We start from the raw sequence: 11,018 nt of genomic DNA, 5'->3' as shown, positions 1-11,018 counted from the left end.
AAGGTTTGATTTCACGCTTGCGCAGTTTACAGAGATACTTCCGATCGGCGTTTGCTAGCGTTTCCCCGTTCACTCTCTTGCTGGCTATCTCTATCAGCCGCCTGGGACAACCTACTAGCCATGACTTCGAGTCAACCCACGATTCGAGGTTTAGAGCCCTATCATCGGCAATGGTATCAAGTAGCTCTATGCTGTCCCCTTCCCAGTCCCTTACCTCATTATTGAGGCTTATTACCCTGCCGTTGCGCTTCTCGGCGTGCCAGTATTCCATTACAACGTAGCTGGCAACCCTTACCATTGCGCCCTCGGTCAAGGGCTTGTCGTCGTTCCTGCCGGCTACCTCGGCAAGTCTGACTATAATGCTGTGCCTCAAGTCGTCCCTGTCCTCATATCTAGCCTTGTATTGAAATCTATCGGCAACCTCGCTATACTTCTCCCAGTCTAGTTCCATACTCGCTCCTTTCGGGGCGAGGCTAGGCTTCCCCAGCTAGCTAATCCCTGGCTGGGGCTTTCTATATGCCTCGCCCGTTTGAGGGCAAGCGCCCTGGTCAAAGCTCCATCATTCGTTTGTTAAGGTGCGTTTTTTACAATTACAGCATTGCACGAAATGTCCTTTCGTTCACTCACAAAATGAACCTATATTTACATGAACGGCGACAATGCCACCCGTTTGACGATTGCACAATTTGCGGGGCGAAACGTTCAATACGTAAATTTACACGGGAAAGGGGCTGATAGGCTTGCTTGTGAGGTTATCTGCGGTTGAGGGCTAAGCGCCGCCGTAGAGGGCAGCGTGGGGGCTTTTCCAGGCAGCGTCGGCGGCCTGCCTGCCCGCTGTTGTTAAACGGAAGTACCTGCGGGGAGGGCCGGAGGGGCAGTGCTCCTGAAAGGCGGAGGGCTCCTCCCTGCCGGTGAACTCGACCCAGCCCAGCCTCTGCAGGTTGGAGAAGTAGACAACAAACGAGTGATAGTTGCAACTGCTTGTTTTATATGGGAGACGTGATAGGTGCCGCTCGGTTAGCTCTCCGATTCTCTCCGGGCTTATGCGGCGCTTATCGCGCCCGGCTAGACGTTCCTCTTCCTTTGTGGCTCTATCCATTGCTGTGGCCTGCATGAGGGCGTTCTTGTAGCGGTAGAATATCTCGGATTGCGGAGCGCCTATATCAGGGTTGATAGAAGGAGCGCCGTAGGGACCGTTCCCCGATAGGAACTCCCTGATGAACCAGCCGCAGCCGAAGGGTCGCAAGAAACCGCCTCTCTTCGGCCTAAGTGCCTCAGGCACTTCCTTCCCCCTTCTCCCAGAGCCCCTGGTACCAGTCGCGGTGTTCCTCGCCGGCGATCTTCCTGTATCTGGCGGTTGTGTCGAAGCTGGCATGCCCCAGGTGCTCCTGTAACATCCTGAGACCGTCGCCGGAGTCATTGTGCTTCATGGCGTGGACGGCGAACGCGTCGCGCAGCCTGTGCGGGCTGATGCCGCACTTCCTGCCGGTGATCGGGTTCTCCAGACCTCCGAGGCCGGCTCGGGAGGCGCAGTCGCTGACGATCTGCCAGGCGCGATGGCGGTTGATGCCGAAGATCACCTGCTTAGCGTCTCTGGTTACTGGGCCGCCGCGCTCGATGTAGTCTTTAAGCAATGCCAGGGTGCCATTATCGAGCGGCAAGGTGCGTACGCGGCGGTGTTCTTGCTCCCTGGCTACAGTCTGTTCCACTTTATCGCCGCACTTCGGGCAAAAGGTATGAGCCTTGCCCAGCCTGGCATTGCATTGGGGGCATGATATCTTGATACGAAATTTAAGATGCTTGATGGTGACTCGGCCATGTTCGAGGTCTACATCATCCACGGTCAGCGCCAGGGCTTCCGAGATACGGCAGCCTAGATGGAACAGAATATGAACCAGCAATCTATCGCGAAGGTTTTCTGCGGCGTTTTCCAGTAGACTTATTTCTGTTGGTTCGAGATATGCTTTCATCTTTCTTGCCTTCCTCACGTGTTTTGGACCCTCGGACACTACGCTTGTTGTCAGCGAGGTATGCCTTAGCGATAATTCGAGCCAAGATTCGCAATCCTTCGTTTCGCTCAAGACTCTCAGCCATTGGCTTCACTTCTTGACATAAGTGTTCTGCCGTATAGAGCACATTTATACTGAACTGCATAAATCGCTTTAGCTTTCATGTATCCCTCTCCATAGCTTTTTTCCCGTGTTTATTTTTCCTTAAGCAAGGCATTTTTAAGTTCAGGTTATCGGCCGGGGAGAACTTCTGGTGAGCAATTTTGACATCAGACTCAGCTAAAGCTACGTATCCGCGTAAAACCTCTAGGGATGAGTGTCCTGTCATTTGCTGTAGGCTGAAAAGATTGGCGCCGTTTCGCAGAAACTCGATGCAGAAGGTATGCCGGAAGGTGTGAGGTGAACACCGCACGCCTTGTAACCCTGCCTTTGTACCTAGATCTTTGATGATCGTTTCCACTCTGTTTTTTGTGAGCGGCCAACCGTCTTGCGTGAGGAAAAAGTTGTCAATTGATCCCGTCGCCGGTTGCGGCCGATGCAGCTGATACTTCCACAAGGCCGCCAGCAGCCTTTTCCCCATCGGAATCCGGCGCTCTTTAGCTCCCTTACCGAAGACCTTGAGCATCTTATTTCTGAGATCGACGTTATCTTTTTTTAAGCCGATCAACTCACTCAATCGCATCCCTGTGTCCAGAAATGTTAAAATTATTGCATAGGCCCTGAGACCGGATATAACGGAGGTGTCCAGTGCTTGAAGCAAACTTTGGATTTGGTCTTCGGTAAATGGGGTTATAACCTTCGTAGGTGCTTTAGGTATTTTTATTCTGGCGAACGGGTTGACCTCTAAGAATCCTTCCCTGAATAGCCAACTCCAAAAGGCGCTGATGCTACGAAGATAACAATTAATTGTATGTCCTGTGAGTTTCCTGTCGTGACTTTTGATGAATGGGTGCGACTGAAAACGCTGAACCTCCTTCAAGTGTAAGATGAAGCTGCGGATTTCGCTCGTACCAATTGATTCCACGTTAGTGGGCAACCCGGAGCCCGTCAGAAAATTTTTGAAATAGCTCACAGCTCTTTCGGTAAGCATGATTGTGTTTTCGCTGATTCCCTCACTACGAGCGCATAGTTTGTAACCCTCAATGAGCTTGCTCAACTCGGTTGCAGCAGACTTGTCGAGGGCTTGTTCTAGGAAATCATTTATTTCATGTTCTAGTGTCATTAGCTGTACCGTCCGTCTTACTGTTCAGAGCCTTCCGATTATTAATCTGAGGCGGGAATGGAATCTTAATCGCCCCGGTTTTCTTTGCTATCTATATCTCCTATATTCTCACTTATTGGACAAAAGAAACGATTGTTATTAGAATAAAACAGATTTGCAATAGTGGCAGTTTTTACCGGTTCTGTTTAGTTTTCAGAAGGAAGTTTTTGTGGAAGCCCCATCTAACATCGATAAGTGTCTAGCGATCTTGGTATTACGTAGAGCGGGTTGCTCTCAGGATGATGTATCAAGCATAATGCATTGTGCCAAGTCGAGAGTAGGTGAGGTGGAGAAATGGTTTAGTACAGAGATATCCTACTCGATGGCGGTTGAGGTGTGTAGTGAGGCGGCTATCAAAGAAGTAATAAGTTTAGACATTATTACTTCTGATGAAGTGCATAAAGGGCTTCTGCAGAAGGTGGAGCGAATTACGCCGGGTGTTATTCTTCGACACTACCGACAGGACCATCTTATACGGCCAAGATTTCAAGAAATCAAGGATTTAGCTATCCAGCTTCATAGCAGCATTTCCAATATCAGCGCAAAGGACTGGTCTATTTGGGGACTTCCCGATACCGGTTATCCCCCACAGACCTCTGAGGCTGGGCTAAAGCTCTGGATGGATCGGGGCGAACTGGTGGTAAAACTATCGGTAGAAATGGATCATCTCCATCCGCTTTTTATGGCCAGAATGAAAGCCTCCTTTTCGGAGTTTGGATACTATGACCGGTGGCGAAAATCGCTTGATAGACTTGTTTATATGTGTTGCGCTCTGGCGGCGGAAATCCGAAGCAAGGCCAAGGATGAAACGAATTTGCTCTTGGACAACCCTCCAGGGGCAGTTCTCAGTTTTAATGTCAGCACTTGGGGTGCAGGTGAAACGGGTGGGCTCTCGGGCACTCCCCCCGCAATAAGGGAAAGCTATCTGGACAACGTTTCCAAGTATATCTATGAATTTGCTGTGGACAACTTCGCTTCCGAGAAGCAACCGAACCTGGAGATTCTTCAAGAACAATCCGGCAACTGCTGGCTTGTGCCTGCAGATGCTCATAACTATCATCTCGCCATGGGCTCTTTGGACGAAATGGAGAAGTGCAGGGAAGCTACTGTCTCCCTAGCCGCCCGATATGCCAACGATGAACGCATTGGCAAAATAGTCGCCGGGGCACGAAAGGTGCGAAAAGACGCAGTACCGTATATAACGGCACTATCTTCAATCATCGAAGAAGCCGCCGACGGCAGCTAATCTCAACGCTTTTTAGTTTTACTGTCCCTGGCAGCGCGGGCTACAGCCAGTTTCCTTTCCATCGCGAGATTATCCACGGGGCTGGCCGTAGCATGAGCCTTCTTAATATCCACATTAGCCAACTCGCAATAGCGCCTGGTCATCTCAAGTGATGAGTGCCCCAATATCTTCTGCAGGCTGAAAACATCGCCGTCGTTTCTAAGAAAATTAATGGCAAAGGTATGTCTCAAAGTGTGAGGGGAGCATCTGACGCCGCTAAGCCCGGCTATGACGCCGTAGCGTTTCATTGTAGTACCCACGCGGTTCTTGGTCAGCGGCCTGCCGTCCTGGGTCAGAAATAGGTTATCTATTTTAGGCAGAACCGGTTCGGGGCGATATTGATGGATGTAGCGCCATAGCAGTTTGCGAATCTGCTTACCGATGGGTACCAGCCTCTCCTTATTGCCCTTGCCCAGGACCTTGACCAGCCCTTCTTCAATACAGACGTTTCCAATTTTCAGATTTATCAGCTCGTTTATGCGCAGGCCGGTATCTAGCAAGGTAAGGACGATGACCGTATTGCGATAGCCCTCCGCCGAGCCGTTCATGGCGCTTAACAGGGAATCGATTTGGTGCGGGGAGAAGGTGGCTATGATCTTCCTGGGCGGCTTCGGTATTTTAAGTTTTGAGAAGGGATTTTGCTCGATGATCTCTTCCTCGACGAGCCAGGACCAGAAGGCCCGGATGGACCTCATGTAGGTATTCACGGTATGTCCGGAGAGACCCCTCTGCTGCGGCTTGCTATAGGGGTGATGGCTCAAGCATACCTTCTGCTGCAGGTAGAGGATGAAGGCCCTGATTTCCCGCGTGCCTATTACGGTCACGTCGGTGCTCAGGCCGCTGCAACTGAGGAAGTCGTTGAGGTATCTCATACTGTTGATAACGATTGCCGTGGAGTTAGGGCTTTTCCCTTCGGTGGCGGCGCACAGCCGGTAACCTTCAAGCAGGCCGGCGATGTCGGTGCCGGAATTTGACGAAGCAAGCACCCTCTCTTTACAGATAGGGTTTTGCGGGCTAGAATAGATACGAATTTCGCGGGTGTAACTCAGTGGTAGAGTATTTGCTTCCCAAGCAAAGAGTCGTGGGTTCGAATCCCATCACCCGCTCCAGACTTTTTTGGCGATTCCTCCAAGCTTATGCTTAACTGTGAGATTTAGATTATCTTGCTGAATAATCTTAATCGACTACGGGTATCTATGGATGTGCTACGGTGAGCTTGAGGTAATCTACGTTGATGTTAGCGTTTGCGGTATTCAGGATGGCTAAGATGTACATGTATTGGCTGCCGTCGATATAGTCTGCATACACCTTGCCCCATGCGGCCCATGAGGAATAGGAGGCGATAGAAGTGGTCATGGAGAAGTCGCTGCCTATCTGTGTCCATGATTCGGTATCGAAGTTCCAGGCGTAGAAGCGCAGTGTGCTGCCGGCGATGCTGGATGAGCCGTTGAGCGTGATGCCTATGCTGGTGATGTCCGCGGGGTTGTTGACGACGGTGAACTTGCATTGCAGCGCCGAGTAGAGGCCGGGCGATCCCGTTATAGTCCACACGTCGCTGTCGGTGAGAGCTATGTCGTCGTAGTCATTGGGGATTATGGCATCGGTCCAGCCTGACTCGTTATCATAGTTGTCGGCGGGGGGGACGGAAGATACCGTTTTGCTCTTGGCCCACTTATTGGAGCTCGCACCGGACAGGAAGTCGTATGAGACTTCGTACTTGTCCACTATGGGTTGTTTATTAAAGAGCATGAGCCTGAGGTGTGAGTAGTCCCCGATAGAGAGCGTACCGTCCTGGTCCGCGTCTCCGCCCGGATTAAAGGATTGTTTATTGAAAAGCATGAGCCTTAAGGAGGAATAGTCACCGATGGATAGCATGCCGTCTTGGTCTGCATTGCCGTAGAATCCGGTGGCTGGCAGTCCGAAGTTGGCGGTGATGGAGTAGTCATCGTACATAGTGATAGTGGTCGACGCCGAGTAGGGATTTGCTATGGCAGAAATGTCTCCTGACCAGCTGACGAATTCGTAACCCAGTTCCGGTTCCGCTAGCAGGTCTATGGTATTATCGCAGTTATAGGGGCCGAAGGTGCCTTCACCTGGGCCGGTTACGGAACCGTTGCCGTTCACACTGATGTCAAGGTAGAACGGCTCTCCTGATACAAAGTTAGCGGTAACAGTGATGTTATCTTGTGCGTTGGTATCGGTACGGGAGGCGGTTAGCACGCCGTCGCTCCAATCGACGAAGTGGTAGCAGGCATTCGGAGTAGCGGTGACCTGTGAGCCGTCCTCGCCGACGGTGACTGTTTGCGGGTTAATTCCGATGATAGAGCCGCCAGCGCCTGCGTTATAGGTCAGAGTGAAGGTATCGATAGCGAAGTTTGCGATAACGGTGATGTTATCCTGTACGTTGGTATCGGTACGGGAGGCGGTTAGCACGCCGTCGCTCCAATCGACGAAGTGGTAGTATTCATCTGGGACGGCGGTGACCTGTGAGCCGTCCTCGCCGCAGTCGACTGTTTGCGGGCTATCGCCTGAGATGGAGCCGCCGGCACCCGCGTTGTAAGTCAGAGTGAAGGTATCTATAGCGAAGTTTGCGGTGATTGAGTAGTCATCGTTCATGGTTATGGTAGTAGAAGCAGCGCTGGTATTGGCGATTGTGTCCGTGTCACCCGACCAGTTAACAAAGTGGTAACAGTTGGATGGAATAGCACTGATGTCATATACATTACCATGTAGATATTCTTCTCCAGCGCCCTCTGCTGAGCCTCCTTCAGGTGGGACAATGCTTATATTAAGACTGTGAAGCCATGGGGCGGTTGTGCAAGATGTTGTGTTGGAGATGTCTGAAAACATAGAATTGGGGTTGGCGACCTTTATAGAGAAATAGTATTTTGTGTTATGATCAAGGCCGGTCACATTGAAAGATTCGGAAGCAGGTGACGCTTGAGGGGTCGGCTCTCCGATGCATCTAACTGTTGTTGAATAACCCCAGTTTTCTTCAGTGACCGGACTGTTCAGTCTGTATCGAATGTCATATTCACCCCCGCCTATTCCGGTCGCGGTCCATGTCAAATGGAGAGCTGAGTAATTGCCTGCTATTGTCGAGCAGTTCAGGTCTGCTATAGGAGGAGGGATGACGTCGTATACGGTTATTGATTTGTTGTACCAGTTCATGGGTATGTCTTCATCGTAATAATCGGTCAGGGTTAATAATGGAACAAATGAGATATTGGTCGTGCCGCTGCTGTTAGCCGTGAAACAGATATTTGCCAGTTTTCCTTCGGTTACGCCTATAGGGTTGGTGCAATTGGAGAGGTTGAAAGTTATCTCTATAATACCCTGATTATCCGGACCCGATCCGTTGAGACTCCAGTTGCCTGCCGTGAGCACCTCATACGTAGTAGCGTTGCCGTATAAGAGGCCGTTACCGACATTAGGGGCAACAATTCTGATGATGTCTGGGTCATACTCCATAGAGAATCGGCCTGTATATAAGTCAGGAATTCTACTGATTCCGACCGTCATATTGAAACTCTGTCCCACCGTTACTGATTGAGGCCCGCTCAGATATACGCTTCTATCCGGGTATGCGTTGTAATGAAGGATGGTACCCTTGTCTCCAACGGCATACACGTCGCGTACGTTGCCCCATATCGCATTTATCGTGTTTGTTGTGCCGCTGTATGACGGTATCCAGTTCAGGTCCCTATAGTAAATGATCGTGCCGCCAACTCCTCCTGTAAAAACATTTGATCCTGTTATGCACCAGAGTGGGCCCAGTGTGTTGGCAGTGCCGCTGTTCATACTGCTCCACGACGCACCGTTATAGTGAAGAAGCGTGCCGGCATAACCGGCAGCGAAGATGTCTGAGGGATCAAAACCCCACACACCGGCTAGGGGTGGGACATCTCCGATACTCATATGGTTCCATGAGCCGTTATAGTGAAGAATCGTGCCTTTAGATGTACTTGTGTAACCGACGGCATAAATATTCGATGAGTTGGATCCCCAGATACATTGCAGTGTGTCATTTGTGGTGCTAGTCATATTTGTCCAGGAGAATCCATCATAATTCAAGATAGTCCCGTTGGCGCCAACGGCATAGACATCTGTTGATGAGTCTCCCCAGACACTCCATAAATCGTCTAAGGTATTGCTTTCCATTGATGACCAAGAACTGCCGTTGTAATGCAGTATGGTGCCAAGCGTGCCTACAGCGAAGATATCTGAGCTTGAGCTGCCCCATATGTCCCGGAGAGAATATCCTGACGTATTGCCGGTAACATCCCATTCTGTTCCGTCATAATGTGCGAAGACATTAGTATTATCATTATTGCCCCCTATAACGAATATGTCAGAGGAGGAGTTGCCCCATATTCCTATTAAGTCGTCACCGATATCGATTTCCATTGTTTCCCAGCCAATATCACCGATTGTGAATGATTCCAGTGCCGGTGTAAGATCATAATTGCTTTCATTGTCGATAGCTCTGGCTGCAATATAGTATATGTTACCGGTAGTCCATACGGGCAAAGAGGCACTGTTTATTCTCCACAATTCAGATGCTTCATCGAACGTTCCATCTACAGGGGTAGTATCAATCCATATTTCGCCTTCTTGCCAGTCGCTGCCGTTCCAGAAGTAGCTGTCGTCGCTCCGGTTTATCTGTAGATCTACATTACTGATTGTTCCGTATTCACATGACGCGCTGCCGCTGATGGCGCTCAATTCTTTCACGCAATCCAGTATAGGATCTATCGTGGTATCAGGATTAGGCGGCGTCTCGTCCAGGTATAGCCTGCCGCTGCCGAAGACGTTGTCCTTTCCCGCATCTCCAAGCTCGACGGCGGAGAACTCAAGGTGGCTCTGCAGGTCAGTGTATGTATAGAGCGGGTACATCTGTTTGACGAGAGCGGCAGCTCCTGCTACGTGAGGGGCTGCTGCGGAGGTGCCGCAGAAGCCGCCTGCGCCATACGAGGCGGTGTTGATGCAATCCGGGGCGACTATATCCGGCTTGATCCTATTGTCCATCGTAGGTCCCTGTGAACTCCAAGATTCGATAGCATTAGGGGTGGACCATCTTACAGCGCCAACGGTCATAGCGTCGGGGGAATCCGCTGGTTGAAGTATGCTGTATTCCGGGTTCTGGTACTGTAAGTCTTGATTGAAGCTGAAAAGGTGCAATTCGGATGTGCCGTCGGCGGAGTAGTTATATATTCCTATGTGATAGGTGCCAGAGTATGTTGCAGTATAACTGATTTCTTCTATTGGTGGCCAGGAAGATCCATCTTGGGGTCTTTCTGAAGATGCGACTATGGAAAGGCTGGAATTATAAAGAATTAGATCATAGTCGTTTGAAGATGTATCCCATGAGTCATTCCATCTCAGGCCAAGTCTTATCGTGCTGCTTAGGTCTAAATCAACATTAATAGCATTGCTTTCATCGTTAACACTGAAGTTATGCATACGGCTGCTATCCGGATCGCTCCATTCTCCCATCCAATGGCCCTCAGCGTAGTTGCCTGCTGAGTTAACCCAGAGGATGCCGTTATCAGCGGCATCGGACACAGCGTCGCATATGGTGCCTGTACCGTCTCCTGGTCCTCCGTTGAGCCATATGAGTGAACATGAGATAATGTCCACGTCTTTTGAGATGAACCAATCTATCGCGTTGCCCCATTCAACGGAAGTATTACAGGTGGCAAAATAAAGGGAGGCATTGGGTGCGATATCATGTATCACCTCGGCGCAGGCTGTGCCATGTTCGCTTTCGTTATATCCGATGGTAGGAGACCACCAGGTATCCGCAATTGATGACGGGAGGTCTGTGCCCAAGAGCGTTGAGTAGTTCTTAAAGCCCATATCAAGCACACCTATACTGATACCGGTGCCGTCGTACCCTGCGCCGTTCCATGCTGTAGCGTTGATGAGCCCCATACTTTCTATGGTTGTTTCAGTAATTGTTGGCGTAAGAGGACTTTGTACAAAATCGATATAGGGGCTTTTAGCAATGTCGTTTAAAGCAGTAATTGGGACCCTGACCTGTATTAGATTGCGGTAACTGGTTTCAAGATTGCCGCCGACAGCTTGCGCGGCTAGGATAGCGTCTTGAATTTTATCTGGTTTACTTTCAAGGATGACCCTAACTTTGTTGGACTCAATATATAACCCGTGTTGTTGTGCGAAGTGCGCAGCTTTCCCTTGCCCGGCAGCCTCGACCAATTGCGAAAGGGCGGAATCCATCTTAGGATTGGAATGCTTGGCGGAAACAACCGGGGGCAGGTTGATGCCTGTTACTTCAGGAGAATCCGCTTGTGTCGAGACATGCTGTATTGACACCTGTATGATCAGGCTTAATATCACTGCCATCATTAATAGCAGCGACAGTTTTGTGGTCCAACTTCTTCTAGCCATTATTTAGCCACTGTCGGATAACTTTACATTATATCATTACTATTAAATTTCG

General features: G+C 50.1%; 7 protein-coding genes and 1 tRNA gene. 2 read left to right on the top strand and 6 right to left on the bottom strand.

What is annotated here, in order from left to right; translation table 11 throughout:
• The 4 genes from WC562_09460 to WC562_09445 form a co-directional block, all read right to left on the bottom strand.
• Nucleotides 1-451: hypothetical protein (locus WC562_09460; protein MFA5056373.1), on the bottom strand; the 451-nt coding region annotated here is incomplete at its 3' end.
• Nucleotides 452-769: 318 nt separating this feature from the next.
• Entirely contained in the window at nt 770-1,282 is a 513-nt protein-coding gene (locus WC562_09455; protein ID MFA5056372.1) for a hypothetical protein, read from the bottom strand.
• A complete protein-coding gene (locus tag WC562_09450; protein MFA5056371.1) occupies nt 1,275-1,970 on the bottom strand; it encodes a tyrosine-type recombinase/integrase in 696 nt (231 codons plus the stop codon). Before WC562_09450 ends, WC562_09455 begins: the two co-directional genes overlap by 8 nt.
• Before the next feature lie 199 nt (nt 1,971-2,169).
• Nucleotides 2,170-3,231: a tyrosine-type recombinase/integrase gene (locus WC562_09445; protein MFA5056370.1), complete on the bottom strand. Its 1,062-nt coding sequence runs from the start codon at nt 3,229-3,231 to the stop codon at nt 2,170-2,172.
• 361 nt (nt 3,232-3,592) lie between these two features.
• Here WC562_09445 and WC562_09440 point away from each other — a divergent pair, with 361 nt between their 5' ends.
• On the top strand, nt 3,593-4,516 hold the full coding sequence (locus WC562_09440) for a hypothetical protein (GenBank protein ID MFA5056369.1): 924 nt from the start codon (nt 3,593-3,595) through the stop codon (nt 4,514-4,516).
• 2 nt (nt 4,517-4,518) lie between these two features.
• Here WC562_09440 and WC562_09435 read toward each other — a convergent pair whose 3' ends face one another.
• Complete coding sequence (locus WC562_09435; GenBank protein ID MFA5056368.1) at nt 4,519-5,541, bottom strand: tyrosine-type recombinase/integrase; 1,023 nt, start codon at nt 5,539-5,541, stop codon at nt 4,519-4,521.
• A gap of 48 nt (nt 5,542-5,589) precedes the next feature.
• Between WC562_09435 and WC562_09430 the strand changes: the two genes are divergently transcribed.
• Nucleotides 5,590-5,664: transfer RNA gene (locus tag WC562_09430), tRNA-Gly, on the top strand.
• A gap of 85 nt (nt 5,665-5,749) precedes the next feature.
• Here the strand turns inward: WC562_09430 and WC562_09425 are convergent.
• Entirely contained in the window at nt 5,750-10,966 is a 5,217-nt protein-coding gene (locus WC562_09425; GenBank protein ID MFA5056367.1) for a S8 family serine peptidase, read from the bottom strand.
• Nucleotides 10,967-11,018: the final 52 nt, after the last annotated feature.

The sequence above is a fragment of the Dehalococcoidia bacterium genome, from assembly GCA_041649635.1.
Taxonomy (GTDB): domain Bacteria; phylum Chloroflexota; class Dehalococcoidia; order E44-bin15; family E44-bin15; genus JAYEHL01.
Note: the sequence above shows the minus strand (reverse complement) of the source record. Positions and strands in the feature narration are given on the sequence as shown.

Coding starts and splice junctions, on each gene's coding strand:
- WC562_09450 (MFA5056371.1), bottom strand. CDS start 1,970: ATGAAAGCATATCTCGAACCAACAGAAATAAGTCTACTGGAAAACGCC.
- WC562_09445 (MFA5056370.1), bottom strand. CDS start 3,231: ATGACACTAGAACATGAAATAAATGATTTCCTAGAACAAGCCCTCGAC.
- WC562_09440 (MFA5056369.1), top strand. CDS start 3,593: ATGGCGGTTGAGGTGTGTAGTGAGGCGGCTATCAAAGAAGTAATAAGT.
- WC562_09425 (MFA5056367.1), bottom strand. CDS start 10,966: ATGGCTAGAAGAAGTTGGACCACAAAACTGTCGCTGCTATTAATGATG.